This is a genomic window from Pigmentiphaga sp. NML030171, assembly GCF_002188635.1.
Lineage (GTDB): Bacteria > Pseudomonadota > Gammaproteobacteria > Burkholderiales > Burkholderiaceae_B > Pigmentiphaga > Pigmentiphaga daeguensis.
Window position 1 is genome coordinate 281,152 of the sequence record NZ_NINX01000024.1, and the last position, 24,233, is coordinate 305,384.

Here is a 24,233-nt window from a genome sequence, read left to right on the forward strand (position 1 = left end):
CGTCTCCTCGTTTCCCTTCGGGTTGCGCCCGCCCCCGTGTATCCGGGGATGCCGGGCGGCGCGCGGCCTGCGCCCCGCGCCTTCAATCGACGGCGTTCTCCAGCACGCCTATGCCTTGCACTTCGATGCGGATCACGTCGCCGCGCTTGACGAAGCGGGGCGGATTGAAGCCTATGCCCACGCCCGCCGGCGTCCCGGTGGCGATCACGTCCCCGGGTTCCAGCGTGATGCCGGCCGAGATGGTCGCGATCAACGTCGGGATGTCGAAGATCAACTGCCGGGTATTGGCATTCTGGCGCAGCTCGCCGTTGACCCAGCAGCGGATGTCGAGATTGGCGGCATCCAGTTCGTCGGCGGTGACCAGCGCCGGCCCCATGGGGCAGAAACCGTCCAGCGACTTGCCCAGGAACCACTGGCGATGCAGCTTCTGCAGGTCGCGCGCTGTGAAGTCGTTGACGATGGTGTAGCCGAATACATGCTCGAGCGCGCGCTCGCGCGGGATGTTCCGGCCCGGCTTGCCGATGACCACGGCCAGTTCGGCCTCGTAGTCGAGCTGGGAAGTGACGCCCTCGTGCGAGGGAATGGCCGCGCCCGGCCCGATCACGGTGTTGTACGCCTTGGTGAACACCACGGGGGCTTCGGGCGCGTGCTCGCCCTCTTTCGCGCTGGAGTCGAAGCCCGATTTGCTGAATTCCGCGGCGTGTTCGAAATAATTCTTGCCCACGCAGAAGATGTTGCGCCGGGGGCGATCGATGGGCGCCAGCAATCGCGCGCCGGCCAACGGCCGGCCGGTGCCGCGCGGGGCGAGGCTGGAACGGAACTTCCCAAAATCCTGCACCAGTTGGATCATGTCGCCGGAGAACCCGGGGACCAGGTCGGCCAACGGCCAATAGTGCCGCATGTCGGCATCGACGAGAACGATGGCGGGTTTGCCGTCGGCAATCAGGTGAGCGAATTTCATGGTGCTTGCACAGGTCCAATTGGTAAATTCATATACCAATATAAAACCAAAATGGATCTCCATCAAGCATATGGCGCTTCGATATTTGACCAATTGGTACCATTGGATTAAGGTAGCGGCAGAACGAGGGACAGCCACCATGGACGAATCCGCAGCGCACAGCCCCATTTCGCGCGCCCCTGGAGCCAAGGAGCTCATGCATCACCTACTGGGGGAAATATCGAGCGGCCGACTGCACGTCGGCGTCAAGCTGCCGCCAGAGCGGGAACTGAGCCAGCGCTTCGCGATTTCGCGCGGATCGGTACGCCGGGTGCTGGCCGACCTGCGCGCCCGCGGCCTGATCGTCCAGTCGGTGGGCAGCGGCACCTTCGTCGCCGAGGGCGCGCAGGCGCTGGCCGGCGGCCCGGCGCCCGCGCCCGAGGTCAGCACCAGTCCGGCGGAACTCATGGAAGCACGGCTGCTGATCGAACCCCTGATGCCGGCCCTGATCGCGCGCAACGCCAATGCCGCCGACTTCGCCCGCATGCAGCAATGCGTGGAGGAATCCGAGCTCGCCGCCAGCATCGAGGCTTTCGAGCACTGGGACGGCGAACTCCACAAGTCATTCGCCGAAGCCACCCACAACTCGTTCTTCCTCCAGATCCTGGAGCTGACCAACCGCGTCCGCGAGCAAGGCGAGTGGGGCCGCCTCAAGCGCCGCTCGCTCACGCCGGAGCGGCGGGCGCAGTACCAGCGGCAGCACCGCGCCATCGTCGAGGCATTGAAGGACCGCGACGCCGCCCAGGCGCGGGATCTCCTGCTGGGCCACCTGCAGCAGATCCGGCAGAACCTGTTCGACGCCTGACGCCCGCGGGCGGCTTATCGCGAAGGTTCGCGCCCGGTCCGCAGCGGATGGACCTCCCGGGCCGTGGCCACCGCGGCCCGGCGCGGCGCCTTCTGCTTTTTCCAGGCGGGGCCGATCAGCCGCATGCCCACCGTGCGCTTGACCGCGGACACCACGTACAGCCCGCCGCATACCGGCCACCAGCGCTCGCCAGCGCTTTCCATGAAGGCGTAGCGGCGCAGCCATTTCTCGGTGCGGCAGGCCGGCGCATAGATGCCGAAGCGGCCGCCCTCGACCTCGAACGACAGCAGCTTGAGCCAGTCCTTGAGCCGCGCGGGGGACAGGGGCTGGATGCCCGGCGGCAGGAAGGACCGGCGGCGGCCCAGCAGGCGGCCGGCGCCCCACAGGCTCCAGGGATTGAAGCCGGTGATCACCAGCCGCCCTTCGGGAATCAGCACCCGCTCGGCCTCGCGCAGGACCTGGTGGGGATCGTCCGAGCATTCCAGGGTGTGGGGCAGGACCAGCAGGTCCAGGCTCTGCGAATCGAACGGCAGCGCCTCCAGGTCGGCCACCACGAACACGTTCCAGCGCGCCCGCTGCGGCTCGGACGGCATCGCGCCGGCGACATAGCCCTTGAAGGGCATGCGGTTGGCGCGCAGCGCGTCCAGTTCGGCCAGGCCGGCCTGCATGGCGTGGAAGCCGAATACGTCGGAGACCGCCTCGTCCAGCCGCGCCTGCTCCCAGGCGAGCGCGTGGCGGCCGGGATCGGACGCCAGCCACGCGGCAAGCTCTACAATCGGAGAATCCTGGACGTCAGACGGCAGCATCGGAATGAAAGACTCGAAAGGAAGCAAGCGATCGGCCGGCCCGCAAGATACCGGTCCGACGGCCGGCATAACCGGCATTCCCGCCTTCAATGACAACTACCTGTGGTTGATCCGGCAGGGCACGCTGGCAGCCGTGGTGGACCCCGGCGACGCCGCGCCGGTCCTGGCCTCGCTGCAGCAGCAGCGTCTCCAGCTTCGTGCCATTCTACTGACTCACCACCACAAGGACCATGTCGGCGGCGTCCTGGAGCTGGTCGAACGCACCGGCGCCACGGTGTTCGGCCCCGCGGGCGAGAAACTGCCCCATTGCGACCGCCGCCTCGCCCAGGGCGACCGGGTCACCCTGCCCGAGCTGGACCTGGACCTGGAAGTGCTGGACGTGCCGGGGCATACCGCCGGCCACATCGCGTACGCCGGCCGCGCGGCGGGCGTCGAACCGCTGGTGTTCTGCGGCGACACGCTGTTCGCCTCGGGCTGCGGCCGCCTGTTCGAGGGCACGCCGCAGCAGATGAAGGCCTCGCTGGACAAGCTGGCCGCCCTGCCGGCCAAGACGCGCGTGTATTGCGCGCACGAATACACCTTGTCCAACCTGGCCTGGGCCGCCGCGGTCGAACCCGACAACGCCGCGCTCCAGGTGTGGCACCAGCAGGCGCGCCACCTGCGCGAACAATCCCAGCCCACCGTGCCGACCACGCTGGACCTGGAGCGCCAGGTCAACCCGTTCCTGCGCACCGCCGTTCCCGAGGTGGCGGCCGCCGCGTCGGCCCACGCCGGCAGGCCACTGGCCGACGCCGTCGAGGTGTTTGCCGCGCTGCGCGAATGGAAGAACGATTTCCGGTAGAGCACGCCGCATCTTGCCTCGATTTCCGTTCAATGCCCGCCAAAAGCTTCGAATTTGTAAAAGCGGGTTGACGGAAACCATTCTCGATTCGTACTATGCCGCGCTAAATGCACCGTGAGCCGCGCCGGTCCCCCGAGCCGGGGCCCCGCCCCTTCCCGGGATCCCCCGCGGCTCCAAATTGAAACTGCCTCGCTGGGCCCCGTCCTCCGGGACGAGGCCCAGCGAGGCATGCGGTCAAGGACACGAAACATGCTATTGCGCCCCCGCGGCGTCTGGAATCTGCGGGCGGGCGTCCGCGATGGTCGTCCAGCCTCCCTGTACAAAATCCTGATCGCCGGGTGCGTGATGGTCCTGGCGGGCTGCGCTTCGATGGAACGCCCCGCGGCAACCGGCCAGGACATGCAAGGTGTGGCGTCCGCCGCCTCCACCGGCACCGACAACCCCGCCGGCTTCTCTTCCTCCCCGCGAATCGCCCAGTCCCCCCGTACCGCCGGCCGACGCATCGACGCCCCGCTGAGCCTGCAAACGCCCGATGATGGCCTGGAGCCGCGCATGGTCGACCTGACCGTGCAGCCGGCGGATATCTGGACCCGCATCCGGCGCGGCTACGCGGTGCCCAACATTGACACGCCGCTGGTCAAGGAGTGGGAGAACTTCTACGCCTCGCGCCCGGACTATATCCAGCGCACGGCCGAACGCGCCGGCAAGTATCTGTACTACATCGTCGAGGAAATCGACCAGCGCGGCATGCCGACCGAACTGGCGCTCCTGCCCTTCGTGGAAAGCTCGTACGACCCGTGGGCGCTGTCGCGCTCGCAGGCGTCGGGCCTGTGGCAGTTCATTCCCGCCACCGGCCGCGGCTTCAACCTGAAGCAGGACTGGTGGCGCGACGAACGGCGCGACCCCATCGCCTCGACCCGCGCCGCGCTGGACTACCTGCAATACCTGTTCGACTTCCACGGCGACTGGCACCTGGCGCTGGCCTCCTACAACTGGGGCGAAGGCTCGGTCAAGCGCGCCATCGACAAGAACACGGCCCGCAGCCTGCCGACCGACTACCTGTCGCTCGACATGCCGGACGAGACGCGCAACTACATCCCCAAGCTGCAAGCGATCAAGAACATCATCTCCAACCCGGCCGCCTACAACATCGCGCTGCCGTCGATCGACAACCAGCCCTATTTCGTCACCATCACCAAGAGCCGCAACATCGACGTGAAGCTGGCCGCCCAGCTGGCCGAGATGCCGCTCGAGGAATTCAAGGCGCTCAACCCGTCGTTCAACCGCGGCGTGATCCTGGGCAGCCACGAACCCACATTGTTGCTGCCGGCCGACCGCATCAGCATTTTCGAGGCCAACCTGCGCGCCTACAGCGGCTCGCTGTCGTCGTGGCACACGCATGAGCTGGCCCATGGCGAGACCCTGACCACCGTCGCCCGCAAGTACGGCACCTCGGTGGCGACGCTGCGCAAGGCGAACGGCCTGGGCACCCGCTCGCGCATCGGCTCCGGCGACATCCTCATGGTGCCCACCAGCCGCCAGGCCGAACCCACCCTGGTCGCCAGCGCCGGCATCACCCCCGTGCGCGCCACCGTCCAGAGCAACGGCCGCGCGAAAAAGACCGTCCAGGTCCGCACGTACAAGGTGCGCAAGGGCGACACCCTGAGCTCCATCGCCCGCCAGTACGATGTCTCGGTCGATCACCTGCGCGCCCTGAACCGCATCAAAGGCTCCGCCATCCCTGTCGGCCGCACGCTGAAGATCCAGTAAACTCGCACCTCCCACGCCCCCATCAGCCCCAGGCAGTTGCCCGGGCACCGTGGATCCGGCTCCGCCGGTCCACCAGTGCCGCCCCTTGGGGGGCGCGCGCAGCGCGTAGGGGGGTACATTCTTTTTACAGGGACCCTCGACATGGGCTTTCTCGCCGGTAAACGCATCCTGGTCACCGGGGTGCTGTCCAATCGCTCCATCGCCTATGGCATCGCCAAGGCCTGCCGCCGCGAAGGCGCGGAGCTTGCCTTCACCTATGTGGGCGACCGCTTCAAGGATCGCATCACCGAATTCGCCGCCGAATTCGACAGCCAGCTCGTGTTCCCGTGCGACGTGGCCGACGACGCGCAGATCGAGGCCGTGTTCGCCGACCTGGGCAAGACCTGGACCAAGCTCGACGGCCTGGTGCACGCGATCGGCTTCGCGCCGCGCGAAGCCATCGCCGGCGACTTCCTGGACGGCCTGTCGCGCGAAGGCTTCCGCATCGCGCACGACATCTCTGCCTACAGCTTCCCCGCCATGGCCAAGGCCGCCCTGCCTCTGCTGCAGGGGCCGGAAGGCAACGGCACGGGCGCGGTGCTGACGCTCAGCTACCTGGGCGCCGAGCGAGTGGTCGACAACTACAACACCATGGGCGTGGCCAAGGCCGCGCTGGAAGCCGCCACCCGCTACCTGGCGACCTCGCTGGGCCCCAAGGGCATCCGCGCCAACGCCATCTCGGCCGGCCCCATCAAGACACTGGCCGCCGCCGGCATCAAGGATTTCTCGAAGATCCTGAACTTCGTCGAAACCTTCGCGCCGCTGCGCCGCAACGTCACCATCGACGACGTCGGCAACGTCGCCGCCTTCCTGCTGTCTGACCTGGCCGCCGGCGTAACCGGCGAAGTCACCCACGTGGACGCCGGCTTCTCCACGGTCGTCCCCGGTATAGGATAACCCCCCCTACGCGCTGAGGGGAAGCCCACCCCCTACGCCCTTCGGGCGCCCCCTCAAGGGGGCGGCGCTGGCGGACCGGCAAAGCCGGATCCGCGGCGCCCAGGATCAAAGCAAGAACGTGGTGCTCCGCACCGAGAACGACGATACAGACCACGACACGGTGGATCCGGCTCCGCCGGTCCACCGCCGTCGGCCCCCTGGGGGGCGCGCGTTAGCGCGTAGGGGGGGGCACATACCCCCCCCTGTCTATGCCGTGGCGTTGCAGCTTGTCGTAGAAAGTCTTGCGCGGGATGCCCAGGGTTTGCAGGGTGGCCTTGATGTCGCCCTGGTGGCGCGCCAGCGCTTCCCGGATCAGGTCGGCCTCGTAGCGCTCCACGCGCTGCGGCAGGGTCGCTTCGGTCTCGGGCGCCTCGGGCGCTGTCTCCTCCACCCCCAGCACCACGCGTTCGGCGTAGTGCATCAATTCCCTGACATTGCCGGGCCAGGCGTGGGACCGCAGGTGCTGGCGCACCGCCGGCGTGATCGCGGGCGGGTCGAGCTTGAAGCGGGCCGCCGCGCGGGAAACGAAGTACGAAAACAGCAGCGGAATGTCGTCGCGGCGTTCGCGCAGGGGCGGGATGCGGACGGTCACCACGTTCAGCCGGTGGAACAGGTCTGCGCGGAACTGGCCGCGCTGCGCCGGGTCGCTCAGGTCGGTCTTGGTGGCCGCCACGACGCGCAGGTCCACCGGACGGACCTCGTTGGTGCCCAGGGGCGAGACCTCGCGCGTCTCCAGCACCCGCAGCAGCTTGATCTGCGCCGCCAGCGGCATGCTTTCGATCTCGTCCAGGAACAGCGTCCCGCCGCTGGAATGTTCGATGCGCCCGACGCGGCGGCGCTGTGCGCCGGTGAACGCGCCGGCCTCGTGGCCGAACAGCTCGCTCTCGATGACCGTATCCGGCAAGGCGCCGCAATTGAGTCCGACGAACGGCTGTCCATGCCGCGCCCCCCAGGCATGCAGGGCCTGGGCCACGACCTCCTTGCCCGCCCCGGTTTCGCCCAGCACCAGGACGTCGACGTCGGCGCTGGCCAGATGGCCCAGCGTCTTGCGCAGGCGCTGCATGACCGGCGTCTCGCCGATCAGCGGCAGGCTTTCGCCGGCGTCGCGGGCCAGCCGCTTCAGCCGCCGGTTGTCCAGCACCAGGCGCCGCTTGTCCAGGGCGTTGCGGGCAGCGGTGGCCAACCGCTCTGCCGGATACGGCTTGGCAAGGAAGTCATAGGCGCCCTCGTGCATGGCGGCCACCGCCATCTCGACATCGCCGTGGCCCGTGATCAGGATGACGGGCAGGTCCGGATCCCGTTCGCGCAGCCGCCGGAACAGTTCCAGCCCGTCGACCACCGGCATGCGCACGTCGGTGACGACCACGCCTTCGAAATCGGCCGGAACCCGCTCCAGCGCCTCGGCGGCCGAGGCGGCGGTCTCGACGCGGAAGCCGGCCAGTTCCAGGGTCTGCTGATTGGACTCCCGCATGGCGGGATCGTCGTCGACGAACAGCACGCGGTCGACGGCGGTGTCGGTGCCGGCGGTCGCGCGGGCGATGGGGAAGGAAGCGTTCACGAAACAGCCTCGGGAAGACGGATGGTGAAGCACGCCCCGCGCCCCGGCCCGGTCTGCACGGACAACGTGCCGCCGAAGTCGGCGACGATGTCACGGCTGATGACCAGCCCCAGGCCGAGGCCGCGCGGCTTGGTGGTGACGAAGGGCGTGTAGAGGGCCGCCATGACGCTGTCGGGCAGGCCGGGGCCGTTGTCGCCGACCTCGATGGCGACCTGGTCCGCGTCGCGCACGGCGCGTATCCATATCCGGGGGCCGGGCGTCTGCTCGAGCGCCTCGATGGCGTTCTGCAGCAGGTTGACCAGCACCTGCTCCAGGCGCACGCGCTCGGCGCGCACCGCCAGGCCGTCGCCGATGCCGGCGCGTTCCAGCGCGATGCCGTGCCGGCGCATCTGCGCACCGACCAGCGTCAGCGCGCCGTCGACCACGGCGGCCACCGGCACGGGACCGGAGGAAGCGCCGGAGGATTTGCGCGAGAAGGTTCGCAACTCGTCGGTGATGACGCCTATGCGCTGGGTCAGCGCGGCGATCGACGCCATGTTGCCGCGCGCCCGTTCGACGTTGCCGCGGTCCAGGTAGGCCGCCGAGTTGTCGGCATAGCTGCGGATGGCCGCGACCGGCTGGTTGATCTCATGCGCCACGCCGGCGGTGATCTGGCCCAGGAAGGCCAGCTTGTTGGCTTGCACCAGTTCTTCCTGCAATTTGTGCAGCTCGGCTTCGGCACGGCGCCGGTCTTCCATCTCGGCCCGCAGTTGATCGTTGGCGGCGCGCAGCTCGCCCGTGCGCGCCGCCACGCGCGACTCCAGTTCCTGGCGCGCGGCCGCCTGGGCAAGCACGAGATCGTGGGCACGGTGCCGGCGATGCAGCCAGATCCCCGCCACGAACAGGGCGCACAGCACTAGCAGCGCGGCGGCCACGCGGGCCGATGCGGCCGCCCGCGCCATGGCCTCGCGGGTCGCGCCCAACAGGTGGAACTGCCACGGCGTGCCCGGAACGGGCTCCTGGACGTGCACGAACTCCTGGACGGCCTGTCCGGGCAGGCTCGCCACCACCTGCCCCGGGCGGTCCGAGGCCGCCTGCACCGGCAGGGATGCAAGCGGCGCATCGCCGAACTGCAGGCTGGTCCGCAGCGCGTCCCGCTGCGCCGCCGACAGCGTGCCGTAGACCTGGAAGCGCCAGTCGTCCCTGGACGACAGCAGCACGACGCCGTGCTCGTCGGTCACGAACACCGGATCTGGGAAGCGCCGCCAACCGGCCTCGACGCCGTCGAACTCCACTTTCACAACCACCACCCCCAGTGTCCGGCCGTCCTGCTCTAGTTGCCGGCTCAGGTACAGGCCAGGGTGATTGCTGACATTGCCGAGCGCGAAATATTCCGCCTGGCCGGCATGCGCCGCCCCCTGGAAATAGGGCCTGAAGGCATAGTCCGAGCCCACGAAACTGGTGGGCTGGTTCCAGTTGCTGGCCGCCATGCTCACGCCGCGAGGATCGAGCAGGTAGATGACGGCGGCGCCGGTATCCCGGCTCAGCGCCTCGAACTTGAGATTCAGGGCGCCATAGCGCGCCGGGTCGCCGGTGGCGAGCGCTGCCCGGACCTCGGAATCCTGCGCCAGCACGAATGGCAGCGAACGCTGCTTGTCGAGTTCGGCAGTCAGCAGCGCGACCTTCAGCGCCGCCGCGTTGCGGGCCGCCGCCGCGACCTCCGCGTAGGCCTGCTCGCGGCCTATGCCTCCGGCCGCCCACAGCGCGGCCGCCAGCAGCGCGGCGCCGATCAGGACGAAACAGGCCCATGCGCGGCCATGACCGGGAACCCGGAAGGAAGGCGACGCGGAGGGCGCGTCCGGGCGCGGCGCGAAAGACGAGGACATGGCGACGGACGGGAAGGCAATGTGCGGATTTTCACACACCAAAACCATGAATGGGCGAAAAACCGCACAACCATCCCGGCAATAGGTGTTCAGCGGGAAAAAATATTCTATTGAATCAATGAGTTACGGATGCAAGACCGGCACCATGGGCCAGGCATGCCGATTGCATAACGAGCGTCAACGAAGCTCCAACGAGCTCGGCATCCGTTGAAAACGAGGCTGCGCGCGCCACGACACCCGGCGGGCAGGCAGCCACTGGAAGGGGACATCCCGATGATCGACATACCCGGCACGGAGCAGGCGCCCGTGCGCAAGAAGAAGTTCTACCAGATCCTGTACGTGCAGGTGCTGTTCGCCATCACGGTGGGCATCCTGCTCGGCCACTTCTACCCACAGATCGGGGAATCGATGAAACCCCTGGGCGATGCCTTCATCAAGCTGGTGAAGATGATCATCGCGCCGGTCATCTTCCTGACGGTCACGACCGGCATCGCCGGCATGCGGGACCTGCAGAAAGTGGGCCGCGTCGTGGGCAAGGCCATGATCTATTTCCTGACCTTTTCCACGCTGGCCCTCATCATCGGCATGGTCGTGGCCAACGTCATCCACCCTGGCACCGGCCTGCACATCGATCCCGCCACGCTGGACTCGAAGGCGGTGGCCTCGTACTCGGCCAAGGCCCATGACCAGACCCTGGTCGGGTTCCTGATGAACATCATCCCGGACACGGTGGTCAGTGCCTTCGCCAGCGGCGACATCCTGCAGGTGCTGTTCTTCTCCGTGCTGTTCGGCATCTCGCTGGGCGCCGTGGGCGACAAGGGCGCGCCGGTCCTGAATTTCCTGCAATCCATCTCGTCCGCCTTCTTCAGGCTGGTCGCCATCCTGATGAAGGCCGCCCCCATAGGCGCCTTCGGGGCCATGGCGTTCACCATCGGCAAGTACGGCATAGGCTCCATCGCCAACCTGGCGCTGCTGGTCGGAACCTTCTACCTGACCTCGCTGCTGTTCGTGCTTGTGGTGCTAGGCGCGGTGGCCCGGTACAACGGCTTCTCCATCCTGAAGCTGATCCGCTACATCCGCGAGGAACTGCTGCTCGTGCTGGGTACCAGCTCGTCCGAGGCGGCCCTGCCCACGCTGATGGAGAAGATGGAACGCGCCGGCTGCTCCAAGCCCGTGGTCGGCCTGGTCATCCCCACCGGCTATTCCTTCAACCTGGACGGCACCAACATCTACATGACCCTGGCGGCGCTGTTCATCGCCCAGGCGACGGACATCCACCTGTCGCTGGTGGACCAGGTCCTGCTGCTGCTCGTGGCGATGCTCAGTTCCAAGGGCGCGGCGGGCATCACCGGCGCGGGCTTCATCACCCTGGCGGCGACGCTGTCGGTCGTGCCTGCGGTCCCGGTGGCCGGCATGGCGCTGATCCTGGGCATCGACCGCTTCATGTCCGAGTGCCGCGCGCTGACCAACCTGGTGGGCAACGCGGTGGCCAGCATCGTCGTGGCCCGCTGGGAAGGCGAGCTGGACAAGGAGCGCCTGGACCGGGCCCTGAGCGCCTCAGGCGCCCGCCAGATCGAAACCGACCTGGAAGGCGGCGACGCCCTGGTGGCCACGCACCGCTGATCGTATCGCCCCGCGGCCAGCCCGGCCGCGCCACGCAAAAGGCATGCGCGAGCATGCCTTTTTCTTTGTCCGTGACCGCCACCCGAATAATTAACGAATGAAACAATAAATACTCACCACCCCTGAATAATTCTAGGGTTTACACCTGATTCTGATTCATTTTTATTTAACTATATTAAATAAATGGCGATGAATTCCGCCATCCGCCGCGCCCCGAAGAAGCCCATCGACATTCCGCGCGGCCGCCCACGAGGAGGAGACAAGCATGAAGAAACGCTATCTGGCCGGCGGTATGCTCGCCGCCCTGGGAACGCTGCACGGCTGTGGCGGTTCCGACGATCCGGGGCCATCCGTTCAGGAACCCTCCGATCCGCCCCGCCTGGCCTGCGCCGAGATCACGGCGGCCGCGCTGGGGATCCCCCGCCTGGAACTGGACGCCCCCGAAACCGTCGCCGCGGCCGCCGCCGACAATCCCGCGCAGTCCGTTCCCGCCCACTGCCGCCTGAAAGGCCGGCTGAACCTGCGCAACAGCGACGTCGACGGCAAGACCTACGCCATCGGTTTCGAACTGCGCATGCCGGACACCTGGAACGGCCGCTTCTTCTTCCAGGGCGGAGGCGGCACGGATGGTGCCGTCAATCCGGCCCTGGGCGCGCTGACGGGGGCGGGCGCTTCCACCAACGCGCTGTCCATGGGATTCGCCGTCGCCAGCACCGACGGCGGCCATACCAGCGAAAGCGAACCCATCGTCGGCGGCTCGCTGTTCGGCCTCGACCCGCAGGCCCGCGTGGACTACGGCTATAACGCGGTCGGCACCGTCACCCCGACCGCGAAGGCCATCCTCAAGCGCTTCTACGGACGCGGCGCCGAGCACTCCTATTTCGTCGGCTGCTCGAACGGCGGCAGGCAGGCCATGGTGGCCGCCTCGCGCTTCGCCGACCAGTTCGACGGCATCGTCGCCGGCAACCCGGGCTTCAACCTGCCCCAGGCCGCCGTGCAGCACGCCTGGGACAACCAGGCCTTCGCCGCGGCCGCGCCGCGCACCGGCGAAGGCCGCCCCATCATCAGCCAGGCATTCTCGTTCCAGGACATGCAATTGGTGGCGGACCGGACGGTAGCCGCCTGCGACGCGCTGGACGGCGCGGCCGACGGCATGATCGACGATCCGGTGGCCTGCAAGGCCGTCTTCAAGCCCGAGACCCTGACCTGCGCCGGCGCCAAGACCGACGCCTGCCTCAGCGCGCCGCAGGTGGATGCGTTGAAGAAGGTATTCGGCGGCCCGAAGAACAGCAAGGGCGAGGCCTTGTACGCCGACTGGCCGTACGACGCCGGCGTGGCCACGATGGGCTGGCGTTTCTGGAAACTGGGCACGTCGACCACCGAAGTTCCCAATTCACTGATCGCGACCCTGGGCGGCGGCTCCCTGCCCTATGTGTTCACCACCCCGCCCACCCAGGTGCGCGGCACCGGCACGCAGGTCATCGACTACCTGTTGGGCTTCGACTTCGATACCGACGCGCCGAAGATCTTCGCGACCACCCCGGTCTACACCGAATCGCCGATGAGCTTCATGACGCCGCCCGATCCGACAAACCTGGGCACCCTGAAAGCCCGGGGCGGCAAGATGATCGTCTACCACGGCAACAGCGATCCGGTGTTCTCGGTGAACGACACCATCGCCTGGTACCAGGGCCTGCGCCGCGCGCACGCCGACGCCGCGGACTTCGCCCGCCTGTTCACGATACCGGGCATGAACCACTGCAGCGGCGGCCCGGCCACCGACAAATTCGACATGGTGGCGGCCATCGTGGACTGGGTCGAAAAGGGCGTCGCCCCCACCTCGATCCCGGCCGCCGCCCGCCCCGGCTCCGACGCCCCCTGGCCCGACCGCACCCGCCCGCTATGCCCCTACCCCCAGCAGGCTCGCTACACCGGCAGCGGTTCGCTGGAAGACGCCAAGAACTTCCGCTGCGTCACGCCGGCCTCTTGAGCCATACCCGCCCCCCAGGGAGCGCGGCAAAAAAAAGCCCCCACGAAGTGGAGGCTTTCAGACCATGGGCACAGTGGATCCGGCTCCGCCGGTCCACCAGTGCCGCCCCCTGGGGGGCGCGCGTCAGCGCGTAGGGGGGAGGGTTTTACCCCATCAAGCCCGCTTAACTTTCTCGAGCATCTTGAAAATACCCTTCGGCGCCCCAACAAAAAGACGTTTGAAGGGCTTGCCCAGGCAACGGCGCTCAAGGGTGTTGCGGCGCGTGCGTTTCTTTTCCGCCATGTCGATCTCCAGTCATTGAATCCGGCTAACCCGCTATTCTAGCGGATTTTCTTGCATTTCCGTCAAGCCGTTCAATGCTGGACCGCGCCGCCGGCGACACCGCCGACGACTTCCGTCGTTTTCTGCTCGGCCTTGCCCAGAACCCGCCCCAGGGCCTTTTCGGTCTGGTGCGAAACGACCCGCCAGGTATGGCCGACTTCGGGAATGGTATGGACGGCGATGGTGCCGACCGTCAGGGCAAGCGCGATGGCGACCAGCACCGCCACGCGCAGGCTGCGCGGCGGAGGCGGGACGTCGCCGAGCGTGGGCGGCGGGATGTACATCCCGGCCTCGGCTCCCAACAGGTCCAGAGGTGAGGATTTGCGCTTGCTCATAAGCAATATCGTAACCCGGCCGCCCTTTTGCCGCCGTACCTTCCTGTTACCCAATCTTGTCAAACGTTGCGATTTTCGCAGCATCCGCTAAACGGCTACGATTGAAGAATCGCCGGCCTTCTTCCGGCACGTGAAACGAACGATGTCCTCCGCCCCCAACTCCCCCGATGCCCCCCAGGAAACCGCCGCCGAACCCGAGATCCGGGTGGTTGGCGCGCGCCAGAACAACCTGAAGAACCTGAGCCTGACCATCCCCACCAACGAACTCGTGGTGGTGACCGGTGTTTCCGGCTCGGGCAAGAGTTCGCTGGTCTTCGACACGCTGTACGCCGAAGGCCAGCGCCGCTACGTCGAGACCTTCTCGCCGTACGCGCGCCAGTTCCTGGATCGCATGGACAAGCCGCAGGTCGACCGCATCGAGGGCATCCCGCCGGCCATCGCGATCGACCAGACCAATCCGGTGCGCACGTCGCGCAGCACGGTCGGCACCATGACCGAGCTGAACGACCACCTGAAGCTGCTGTACGCGCGGGCCGGCCGGCTGTTCTGCCGCCAGTGCGCACGGCCGGTGCAAAAGGACACGCCCGATTCCATCCACGCGTCGCTGGCCCGCCGCTCGGCCGAAGCCGGCGACCCGCGTCTGGTCGTGACCTTCCCGGTCCAGGTGCCGGCCAACTACAGCGAGGACGAGATCCGCGGCTTCCTGGAACGCCAGGGCTACACGCGGGTGCACGCCAAGCGCAAGGTCGGCACCGGCAAGAACGCGGTGCAACTGCTGGACGTGGTCCAGGACCGGTTCCGTTTCGGCAATGCCGAGCGGGCGCGGGTGATGGAGGCGCTGGACGCCGGCCTGCGGCTGGGAGCCGGCCGGGTGGACGTGCGCGTGGTGGACGAGGAAGGCCAGGAAACCGCGCTGTGGAAGTTCAGCGACGAAATCCATTGCGCCGACTGCGACATCGCCTATTCCACCCCGACCCCCAGCTCGTTCTCGTTCAATTCGCCGCTGGGTGCCTGCGAGGCCTGCCGCGGCTTCGGCCGGGTGATAGGCGTGGACTACGGCCTGATCATCCCCGACGAGAGCAAGACCCTGCGCGGGGGCGCCATCCGCCCCTGGCAGACCGCCAGCTACAAGGAATGCCAGGACGACCTGGTGAAATACGCCGCCCGCGCAGGCATCCCCCTGGACGTACCCTGGCGCAAGCTGACCGAGGCCCAGCGCGAGTGGGTGCTGCAGGGCACGCCCGACTGGAAGGGCGGCAACGACGCCTGGAAACACCAGTGGTACGGCGTGAAGCGCTTCTTCGACTGGCTGGAGACCAAGGCCTACAAGATGCACATCCGCGTGCTGCTGTCGAAGTATCGCGCGTACACGCCGTGCACGGCCTGCAACGGCGCCCGCCTCAAGCCCGACTCGCTGCTGTGGCGGGTGGGCACCAAGGCCGAGGCCGACCAGGTGCTGCCCGAGTCCGACGGGCGCTATACCCGCTTCCGGCCGGTGAACGTGTCCTGGAGCAACGCCACCCTGGCGGCCCTGCCGGGACTGTCCATCCATGACCTGATGCTGCTGCCCATCGAGCGGGTGCGCGCCTTCTGCGACGCCCTGCACTTCGAGGGCGTGATGGATGCGGCCACCGAACTGCTGCTGCAGGAAGTGCGCGCGCGGCTGAAGTTCCTGTGCGACGTGGGCCTGGGCTACCTGACGCTGGACCGCCAGAGCCGCACCCTGTCGGGCGGCGAAGTGCAGCGGATCAACCTGACCACCGCGCTGGGAACGTCCCTGGTCAACACCCTGTTCGTGCTGGACGAGCCGTCCATCGGCCTGCATCCGCGCGACATGAACCGCATCGTCGAGGTCATGCACCGGCTGCGCGACGCGGGCAACTCGCTGGTGGTGGTGGAACACGATCCGCAGGTCATGCTGGCGGCCGACCGCGTCATCGACATCGGCCCGGGGCCGGGCGAGCGCGGCGGCAACATCGTCTTCAACGGTTCGCCGGCGCAATTGCGCAAGGCGCAGACGCTGACCGGCGACTACCTGTCGGGCCGCCGCCACGTGGCGGCCCCGCGTCCCATGCCGGTCAACGCCAACACGCCCCGGTTGATCGTCGAGGGCGCGCGCGAACACAACCTGAAGAACGTGACGGTGGAGTTCCCGCTGGGGCGCCTGGTGTGCGTGACGGGCGTGTCGGGATCGGGCAAGTCGACGCTGATCCAGGACGTGCTCTACCCCGCCCTGCTCAAGCTCAAGGGCAAGCCCACCGAGGCCGCCGGCGCGCACGACCGCATCCTGGGCGACGACTGGATCACCGAGGTGGTCATGGTCGACCAGTCCCCCATCGGCAAGACGGCCCGCTCCAACCCGGCCAGCTACGTGGGCGCGTTCGACGGCGTGCGCAAGCTGTTCGCGCAGGCGCGGCTGTCCAAGGAGCGCGACTACACGGCCGGCATGTTCAGCTTCAACGCCGGCGACGGCCGCTGCCCGACCTGCGGCGGCACCGGCTTCGAGCACGTCGAGATGCAGTTCCTGTCCGACGTGTACCTGCGCTGCCCCGACTGCGACGGCACCCGTTTCCGGCCCGAGATCCGCGAGGTCACCATCGAGCGCAAGGGCCGGGCGGCCTCGATCTCCGACGTGCTGGAAATGACCGTGACCGAGGCCCTGGACTTCTTCGAGGGCGAGCGCGACATCCAGTACGGCCTGGCGCCGCTGGCCGACGTGGGCCTGGAATACGTGCGCCTGGGCCAGCCGGTGCCGACCCTGTCGGGCGGCGAGGCCCAGCGCCTGAAGCTGGCCGGCCACCTGGCCGAGGCGGCGCGCTCGGGCATTTCCACCATCGGCGCCAAGCTGTCGAAGAAAGGCAGCCTGTTCCTGTTCGACGAGCCCACGACCGGCCTGCACTTCGACGACATCTCGCGCCTGATGGGCGCCTTCCGCAAGCTGCTGGCGGCCGGCCACACGCTGGTCGTGATCGAACACAACCTGGACGTGATCCGGGCCTCGGACTGGCTGATCGACCTGGGTCCGGAAGGCGGCGACGCCGGCGGGGAAATCCTGGCCACCGGCACGCCGCAGGCCATCATGGACCACCCGGCCTCCCACACCGGCCGCGCGCTGCGGGAATACGAAGCCGAGATCGGCAGCCTGGCCGACGCCCAGGCCGCGGCCGCCGCGCCGGCAACCGCCGTGGCCGAGCGCTTCGAACCCTATGTGGTGGCGCGCAACGACGAGCCCGCGGGCGTGCCGCTGCAGAACCTGCTGTCCCGCCGCCGCCACGCCGCGCGCGCGATCGAGATCAAGAATGCCCGCGAGCACAACCTGAAAAACGTCGACGTCGAGATCCCGCGCAACACCTTCACGGTCATCACCGGCGTGTCGGGCTCGGGCAAGTCGACGCTGGCCTTCGACATCCTGTTCAACGAGGGGCAGCGCCGCTACCTGGAATCGCTGAACGCGTACGCGCGCTCCATCGTCCAGCCGGCGGGCAAGCCGGACGTGGACGCCATCTTCGGCATCCCGCCCACCGTGGCGATCGAGCAGCGCACCAGCCGCGGCGGCCGCAAGTCGACCGTGGCCACGATGACCGAGACCCATCACTTCATGCGCCTGCTGTACATGAAGCTGGGCACCCAGTACTGCCCCAATTGCGACATCCCGGTCGAGCCCCAGACCTTCGACCTGATCGTCAGCCGCATCATGCGCGAGCTCAAGGGCCAGCACATAGGCGTGCTGGCGCCGCTGGTCAGCGCGCGCAAGGGCTATTACACCGACCTGGCCAAGTGGGCGTCGAACAAGGGCTACACCCACCTGCGCGTGGACGGCGCCTTCATCCCGACCGCGAAGTGGCCCCGGCTGGACCGCTTCAAGGAACACGACATCGACCTGCCGGTGGCCGACCTGGTGGTCGATCCGGCCAACGAGGCCGCGCTGCGGGCCGCCGTGCACGAGGCGCTGGAACACGGCCATGGCGTGATGAGCGTGGCCTGGCCACTGCAGAAGCTGCGCGTGGAGATGGCCAGCGGCGTCGAGGCGCCGGCGCCCGATCTGGAACAACGCGTGTTCTCGGTCAAGCGCGCCTGCCCCTCGTGCGGCCTGAGCTTCCCCGAGCCCGATCCGCGCATGTTCTCGTACAACTCCAAGCACGGCTGGTGCCCGTCCTGCTTCGGCACCGGCGTCAAGCTGCAGGGCTTCGACGCCGAGCAGACCGGCGAGGAAACCGCCTGGAACGCCTGGTACGAAGGCGAGGCCCAGCCCTGCGGCGATTGCCACGGGCAGCGCCTGAACCGCAACGCGCTGGCGGTGCGCTGGCGCGATCGCTCCATCGCGCAATTGTCGTCGCTGGCCGTGCGCGATGCCGGCGCCTTCTTCCGCGACCTGGAAACCTCGGGCCGCGAGGCCGACATCGCGCGGGACATCCTGGCCGAGCTGCGCAGCCGGCTGGAGTTCCTGGAAGAAGTCGGCCTGGGCTACCTGGCGCTGGACCGCGCCGCGCCCACGCTGTCCGGCGGCGAGGCCCAGCGCATCCGCCTGGCCGCGCAGCTGGGCTCCAACCTGCAGGGCGTGTGCTACGTGCTGGACGAACCGACCATCGGCCTGCACCCGCGCGACAACCGCATCCTGCTGAACGCGCTGTCGCGGCTGGAAGGCAAGGGCAACACGCTGGTGGTGGTCGAGCACGACGAGGACACCATCCGGCGCGCCGCCCACGTGATCGACATCGGCCCGGGCGCCGGGGTGCGGGGCGGCACCGTGGTCGCCCAGGGCCGGGTGCAGGACATCATCGCCAATCCCGCGTCCCTGACGGGCAAGTACCTGGCCCATCCCCTGCAGCATCCGCTCCAGCCCCGGCGCCCGGTGGGCGACGACACGCCGCGCATCGCGGTGCGCAAGGCGCGCCTGCACAACCTGCGCGACGTCGACGCCAGCTTCCCCGTCGGCCGGCTGACCGTCGTGACCGGCGTGTCGGGCTCGGGCAAGTCGACGCTGGCGCGCGACGTGCTGCTGGACAACCTGCAACGCCGCGTGGGCAAGGACGCCGCCGGGCAGAACGGCTGGACCGGCTGCGCCGGCATCGATGGCTGGAAAGGCATCGACCGCGTGCTGGAGGTCGACCAGACCCCCATCGGCAAGACGCCGCGCTCCTGCCCCGCCACCTACGTGGGCTTCTGGGACACCATCCGCAAGCAGTTCGCCGACACGATGGAGGCGCGCATGCGCGGCTGGACCGCCGGGCGCTTCAGCTTCAACACCGGCGAGGGACGTTGCCCGGTCTGCGAAGGCCAGGGCATGCGCACCATCGAGATGAACTTCCTGCCGGACGTGAAGGTGCCCTGCGACGCCTGCAACGGCGCGCGCTTCAACCGCGAGACCCTGGCCGTGCACCTGCGCGGCAAGAGCGTGGGCGAGGTGCTGGCGATGGAAATCGACGATGCCGTCGAATACTTCGCCGCCCATCCGTCCATCCTGAACCCGCTGCAACTGCTGCAGAGCGTGGGGCTGGGCTACCTGACGCTGGGCCAGCCCTCGCCCACGCTGTCGGGCGGCGAGGCGCAGCGCATCAAGCTGGTGACCGAGCTGGCCAAGGCCAGGCTGGACGAAGGCACGATGCGCACCGGCCGCGCCTACAAGGCGCCGCACACGCTGTACGTGCTGGACGAACCCACCGTGGGCCTGTCCATGGCGGACGTGGAAAAGCTGATACGCGTGCTGCACCGGCTGGTGGACGCCGGCAACACGGTGGTGGTGATCGAGCACAATCTCGACGTCATCGCCGAGGCCGACTGGCTGCTGGACATGGGTCCCGAGGGCGGCAACGAGGGCGGCCAGGTGGTCGTACAGGGCACACCCGAACACGTCATGGCGCAGCGCGCGCGCTCGCATACCGGCCGGGTGCTGGCCGAGTTCATGGTGCCGCAGGAAGCGGCCGCCAAGGCGTCCTGAGCATGCGGCCGCAGTTGATCGAAACCATCCGGGTCGAGGACGACGGCCGCATGCCGCTGCTGCCCTGGCACCTGGAGCGGCTCGGCGCCTCGTGCTCCGAACTGGCCTACCACTGGTCGGTGGACGCGGTGCAGCGGGCCATCGCCCGGGCCGCCGCCGGGCTGCCCGAAGGCGTCGGGCATCGCATGCGCGTGCTGGTCGCGGACAACGGCAGCGTCGAGGTCGAGACCTCGGCGCTGCCGCCGCTGCCGCCCCGCCCCCGCGTGGCGCTTGCCCCCGAACGCCTGGACTCGGGCACGGCGCTCCTGCGCCACAAGACCACGTGGCGGCCCTGGTACGAAAGCGCGGCGGCCTGGCTGGCCGGCCACCCCGACCACTTCGACCTGCTGTACCTGAATGAACGCGACGAGCTGTGCGAAGGCAGCCGCACCAACGTCCATCTGCTGCTGGACGGCCGCTGGGTCACGCCGCCGGTATCCTGCGGCCTCTTGCCCGGCGTGCAGCGCGCCGCGCTGCTGGACGAGGAAAAGGTGGAAGAAGCCGTGGTGACGCGCGCCGACCTGGGCCGGGCGCAGGGGCTGCGGCTGTCCAACGCCCTGCGCGGCTGGTTCGACGTGATCCTGGATTAGCGCGCCGCCGGAAACACCACCCGCAGCACCTCATGCGCCGCCGCCAGCCCCATGGCGGCGGTCACGGTGACCGCCGAGCCGTAGCCCGCGCAGGACAGGCCCTGCGGCGCCCCGGCCGGCGCGTCCACGTCCTGGGACCAGGCCGCCGGAAGCCGCGCGGGCTGGTCCACCCACAGGGAACGCACCTTCATCTTCGGCACCCGGCGCGCCGGTTTGCCCGCGGCGGTCGATGCCTTGGGATAGCCGTGCTGGCGCCGGAGCTGGTTGCGGATCTTGGCCAGCAGCGCGTCGTTGACCGCTTCCGACAGGTCGCCCGCGCGCAGCGCCAGGGGATCCGTCTTGCCGCCCGCCCCGCCGCACACCACCAGCGGCGCGCCGCTGCGCCGGACATGCAGGATCATGGCGATCTTGGCCGACACCTGGTCGGTGCAATCCAGCACCACGCTGGCCTCGTCCGCCAGCAGCCGCGCGACATTGCCGGGATCGAGGAAATCGTCGACCAGGTTCAGCACGCACTGCGGGGAGATGTCGCGGATGCGGTCGGCCATGGCCTCGACCTTGGACTGCCCCAGCGTGCGGCCCAGGGCATGGACCTGGCGGTTGATGTTGGATTCGGCGATGTGGTCCAGGTCGATCAGCGTCAGCGTGCCGATACCGCTGCGGGCCAGCGCCTCGGCCGCCCACGATCCCACCCCGCCCAGCCCCACCACGGTGGCGCGCGCGGCGCGCAGCGCGTCCAGGGCGCCCGCCCCGTACAGGCGGTCCAGCCCGCCGAAGCGGCGCTCGCTGTCGATGTCGCAGCTCATGACGGAAACTCCGGAAGGGGAAGGCGAGAAGGCATGGGAACGGCGCGCGCGGCCGGAACGAAGACGGCTCCGATGTTAGCAGCCCGCCGGACCGCCCTCTTCGCGGGCCCCGGGGGTTAGAATGGACCCACCACAAGAAACCGCCGCGAGACCACGGCGACATTTTTCCCGCCCCCTCCCATCTTGCCTGCACCCACGCCGCGCCAGGACGCCCCCGCCCCCGAGCCGCACGCCGCGCCGCTCGACGACCGCGGTGTCGCCGTCTTCTGCACGCTGGCGATCCTGAGCCACATGGCGCTGACCGGCGGCCGGGTGACGGTCTCGCTGGGCGCGCTGGCGCAGGGCGCCTCCAGTTTCACCGTGGGCGTGCTGATGGCGCTGTTCGCGCTGGTCCCCATGCTGTTGTCGGTCCACACCGGCCGCTGGGTCGACCACATCGGCGCGCGGCGCCCGCTGCGCATGGGCGTGGGCCTGCTGATCGCGGGCAGTCTGCTGCCCTTTCTCCTGCCCCGCACGCAGGTGCTGTTCCTGTCCAGCTGCCTGACCGGCATAGGCTGCATGGTGTGCCAGATCGCGGTGCAGAACGTCATGGGCATCCATGCCACGCCCGACCGGCGCATCCTGAATTTCTCGCGGCTGTCCCTGTCGCTGTCGATCTCCGGCTTCGGCGGCCCGCTGGTGGCCGGCCTGTCCATCGACCACCTGGGCGTGCGCTGGGCCTTCGGCGTGCTGCTGCTGTGCCAGCTGGGCGCGCTGGGATTGCTGCTGCGGCAGCAGCACCGGCTGCCACGCGCCGCCGGCAACACCCGGCCGGCCTCGCGCGAACAGGTCAGCGACCTGCTGGCCAGTCCCACGCTGCGCCGCGTGTTGATCGCCACGGCCCTGTTGTCGGGCGCCTGGGACCTGAATTCCTTCATGGTGCCGATCTTCGGCGCCTCGATCGGCCTGTCGGCCACGACCATAGGCGTCATCCTGTCCGCCTTCGCCGTGGCCACCTTCGTCATCCGCATGCTGCTGCCGTGGATACAGCGGCGCATGGCGCCCTGGACCCTGCTGCGCACCGCCATGTTCACCGCCAGCGCGGTCTACGTGCTGTACCCGTTCTTCCGCGACGTTCCCATCCTGATCATGCTGGCCTTCCTGCTGGGCCTGGCGCTGGGCAGCGGCCAGCCCAGCCTGCTGGCGCTGCTGCACACGCATGCGCCGCCCGGCCGCGCCGCCGAGGCGCTGGGGCTGCGCATGGCGACCATCAACGGCGGCCAGTTCGTGCTGCCGCTGGCCTTCGGCAGCCTGAGCGCGCTGGCCGGCCTGGGACTGCCCTTCTGGACCGTCGCCGCCTGCCTGCTGGCGGGCGGCATCTTCAACCGCTCGCCCAAGCGCCCCGTGGCCACGCGGCGCGGCCCGGCCAACTGAGGCGCCAGGCCCGCGCCTAGGCCTGCTGGGACCGTTGCACCATGCGCAGGGCACGCTGCCGCAGTTCGCGCGCCGCCGGCTCGATCCTGGGATCGACCATGCGGCCGCCGGTCTTCACCACGCGGCCGTCGACGATGACCGTATCGATATCGGCGGGCGTCGCCTGCAGCACCAGGGTGCCGACCGGATCCAGCATGGGGGCGGTCGCGACGCTGTCGCTGCGGATCAGCAGCAGGTCGGCCCGCTTGCCCGGGGTGATGGAGCCCGTCACGTCGCCCAGCCCCAGCGCCTTTGCGCCATCGGCCGTCGCCAGGCCCAGCATGTCGCGCGCCGACACCGCCTTGGCGGCCGGCGCCTTGCCCGTCTCGGCGAAGGACTGCGCGTTCAGGCGCGCGATCTCGGCGGCCAGGGCGGTGCGCATCTGCGTCATCATGCCGCCGCCGAAGGCCGACGGGATGTCCGTTCCCAGGCTGACGGGCATGCGGCCACGCGCGGCCTTCCAGATTGCCGGATGCCCGTGGCCGCAGTGCAGTTCTGCCTCGGGGGTGCTGACCAGGCAGGCGCCCTGGTCCGCCGCCAGCCTGAACTCGCCGGCATCCAGGTCGTTGGCGTGCACCAGTTGCAGCCTGCCGTCCAGGAGGCCTTGCTGCGCCAGCGTGGCGATCAGCCCCTTCTTGCGCTGCGCGTAGATGGGCGCCGCGCAATGGAAGGACGTCAGTACCTGCAGGTCGCGCAGCATGCGCATGTCGGCGAAGGCGGGCTCCAGCGGCATGAAGTCGGGCCCGGGCAGGCAGGCTCCCAGCATCACGCGCCCCTGGTCGGACGACAGCCGCCCCACGCGCAGCGAACGGGCGTGCTCCAGCATGCGGCGCAGCGGCGCGTCCGAGCCCTGCGGCGTACGGGCGGCGATGGTGTAGGCGAAGATGGCCCGCACGCCGGAATCCAGCAGGCCGTCCACCGCCGCTTCCGCATGCTCGGGCGTCATGGCCTCGCGGTTCCAGTCCATCAACGTGGTGGTGCCCAGCGACATCTGCTCCAGCGCGCCCACGTACTCCGCCAGCCGCACGTCGTCCGGGCTCATGCGGTTGGAATACTTGAGCACCAGCGTGCTGTAGTAGTCCGCGAAGGTATGTTCCGTGGATACGCCGCGCTGCATGGTCTGGGCAAGGTGGATATGGCCGTTCACGAATCCGGGCGACACGATCATGCCGGTGCCGTCGATGACCGCGGCGCCCGACGGCGCGGACAGGTTGCGGCCGACCTCGGCGATGCGGCCATCCACGACCAGGACGTCGGCCATCGGCATGTCGCCCAGGCGGGCGTCCATGGAAACCACATACCCGCCGCGCACCAGGAAATCGCGCCGGGCGGGGCGATCCGCCGCAGGGGCGGCTGCCGCCCAGGCCGGCCAGACGGTGGCCGCGCCGGCGGCGGCCTTCATGAAGCTCCTGCGTTCCATCTCCTCTCCTTTTTTTGTCTATAAGAATGATTTGCAATCGATAGCATTTATAATGCTATCGATTGCAAATGGACATCCTATCGTTTCCACCAGCCCGCC

General features: G+C 68.7%; 17 protein-coding genes. 9 read left to right on the plus strand and 8 right to left on the minus strand.

Annotated features, from left to right (window positions below):
• Positions 1–82: 82 nt before the first annotated feature.
• Positions 83–961, minus strand: coding sequence for a fumarylacetoacetate hydrolase family protein (locus CDO46_RS07545; RefSeq protein WP_087837913.1), 879 nt, complete (start codon positions 959–961; stop codon positions 83–85).
• A gap of 196 nt (positions 962–1,157) precedes the next feature.
• On the opposite strand from CDO46_RS07545, the gene CDO46_RS07550 reads away from it, so the two are divergent.
• Complete coding sequence (locus CDO46_RS07550; RefSeq protein ID WP_243724526.1) at positions 1,158–1,805, plus strand: FadR/GntR family transcriptional regulator; 648 nt, start codon at positions 1,158–1,160, stop codon at positions 1,803–1,805.
• 14 nt (positions 1,806–1,819) lie between these two features.
• Here CDO46_RS07550 and CDO46_RS07555 read toward each other — a convergent pair whose 3' ends face one another.
• On the minus strand, positions 1,820–2,611 hold the full coding sequence (locus CDO46_RS07555; RefSeq protein WP_087837915.1) for a class I SAM-dependent methyltransferase: 792 nt from the start codon (positions 2,609–2,611) through the stop codon (positions 1,820–1,822).
• 4 nt (positions 2,612–2,615) lie between these two features.
• Here CDO46_RS07555 and gloB point away from each other — a divergent pair, with 4 nt between their 5' ends.
• The 3 genes from gloB (at position 2,616) to fabI (ending at position 6,158) form a co-directional block, all read left to right on the plus strand.
• Complete coding sequence (gloB, locus tag CDO46_RS07560; RefSeq protein ID WP_087837916.1) at positions 2,616–3,452, plus strand: hydroxyacylglutathione hydrolase; 837 nt, start codon at positions 2,616–2,618, stop codon at positions 3,450–3,452.
• Positions 3,453–3,701: 249 nt separating this feature from the next.
• Complete coding sequence (locus CDO46_RS07565; RefSeq protein WP_243724525.1) at positions 3,702–5,222, plus strand: LysM peptidoglycan-binding domain-containing protein; 1,521 nt, start codon at positions 3,702–3,704, stop codon at positions 5,220–5,222.
• Positions 5,223–5,363: 141 nt separating this feature from the next.
• Positions 5,364–6,158: an enoyl-ACP reductase FabI gene (fabI, locus tag CDO46_RS07570; RefSeq protein WP_087837917.1), complete on the plus strand. Its 795-nt coding sequence runs from the start codon at positions 5,364–5,366 to the stop codon at positions 6,156–6,158.
• Between the two features lie 211 nt (positions 6,159–6,369).
• Here fabI and CDO46_RS07575 read toward each other — a convergent pair whose 3' ends face one another.
• Positions 6,370–7,668, minus strand: a complete 1,299-nt coding sequence (locus CDO46_RS07575; RefSeq protein ID WP_087837984.1) for a sigma-54 dependent transcriptional regulator — start codon at positions 7,666–7,668, stop codon at positions 6,370–6,372.
• A gap of 83 nt (positions 7,669–7,751) precedes the next feature.
• The gene (locus CDO46_RS07580; protein WP_087837918.1) at positions 7,752–9,620 is read right to left on the minus strand and encodes an ATP-binding protein; all 1,869 of its coding nucleotides are present in this window, start codon (positions 9,618–9,620) and stop codon (positions 7,752–7,754) included.
• 273 nt (positions 9,621–9,893) lie between these two features.
• Here CDO46_RS07580 and CDO46_RS07585 point away from each other — a divergent pair, with 273 nt between their 5' ends.
• On the plus strand, positions 9,894–11,243 hold the full coding sequence (locus CDO46_RS07585; protein ID WP_087837919.1) for a dicarboxylate/amino acid:cation symporter: 1,350 nt from the start codon (positions 9,894–9,896) through the stop codon (positions 11,241–11,243).
• A 265-nt stretch (positions 11,244–11,508) separates the two neighbouring features.
• The gene (locus CDO46_RS07590; RefSeq protein WP_087837920.1) at positions 11,509–13,233 is read left to right on the plus strand and encodes a tannase/feruloyl esterase family alpha/beta hydrolase; all 1,725 of its coding nucleotides are present in this window, start codon (positions 11,509–11,511) and stop codon (positions 13,231–13,233) included.
• Between the two features lie 153 nt (positions 13,234–13,386).
• Here CDO46_RS07590 and CDO46_RS28625 read toward each other — a convergent pair whose 3' ends face one another.
• Together CDO46_RS28625 and CDO46_RS07595 are read right to left on the minus strand one after the other, a co-directional pair.
• On the minus strand, positions 13,387–13,515 hold the full coding sequence (locus CDO46_RS28625) for a hypothetical protein (RefSeq protein WP_254914568.1): 129 nt from the start codon (positions 13,513–13,515) through the stop codon (positions 13,387–13,389).
• Between the two features lie 71 nt (positions 13,516–13,586).
• On the minus strand, positions 13,587–13,889 hold the full coding sequence (locus CDO46_RS07595; protein ID WP_087837921.1) for a hypothetical protein: 303 nt from the start codon (positions 13,887–13,889) through the stop codon (positions 13,587–13,589).
• A 142-nt stretch (positions 13,890–14,031) separates the two neighbouring features.
• Here CDO46_RS07595 and uvrA point away from each other — a divergent pair, with 142 nt between their 5' ends.
• Positions 14,032–19,827: an excinuclease ABC subunit UvrA gene (gene uvrA, locus CDO46_RS07600; RefSeq protein ID WP_087837922.1), complete on the plus strand. Its 5,796-nt coding sequence runs from the start codon at positions 14,032–14,034 to the stop codon at positions 19,825–19,827.
• A 2-nt stretch (positions 19,828–19,829) separates the two neighbouring features.
• Positions 19,830–20,456 carry an aminotransferase class IV gene (locus CDO46_RS07605; RefSeq protein WP_087837923.1) on the plus strand — a complete coding sequence of 209 codons (627 nt, stop codon included), beginning with the start codon at positions 19,830–19,832 and terminating at the stop codon, positions 20,454–20,456.
• Here CDO46_RS07605 and CDO46_RS07610 read toward each other — a convergent pair.
• Positions 20,453–21,262: a ThiF family adenylyltransferase gene (locus CDO46_RS07610; RefSeq protein WP_087837924.1), complete on the minus strand. Its 810-nt coding sequence runs from the start codon at positions 21,260–21,262 to the stop codon at positions 20,453–20,455. The genes CDO46_RS07605 and CDO46_RS07610 overlap by 4 nt on opposite strands.
• 183 nt (positions 21,263–21,445) lie before the next feature.
• Here CDO46_RS07610 and CDO46_RS07615 point away from each other — a divergent pair, with 183 nt between their 5' ends.
• Positions 21,446–22,675, plus strand: a complete 1,230-nt coding sequence (locus tag CDO46_RS07615) for an MFS transporter (protein WP_243724524.1) — start codon at positions 21,446–21,448, stop codon at positions 22,673–22,675.
• A gap of 16 nt (positions 22,676–22,691) precedes the next feature.
• Here the strand turns inward: CDO46_RS07615 and CDO46_RS07620 are convergent, their stop codons facing one another.
• On the minus strand, positions 22,692–24,134 hold the full coding sequence (locus CDO46_RS07620; protein ID WP_087837925.1) for an amidohydrolase family protein: 1,443 nt from the start codon (positions 24,132–24,134) through the stop codon (positions 22,692–22,694).
• Between the last annotated feature and the right edge of the window lie 99 nt (positions 24,135–24,233).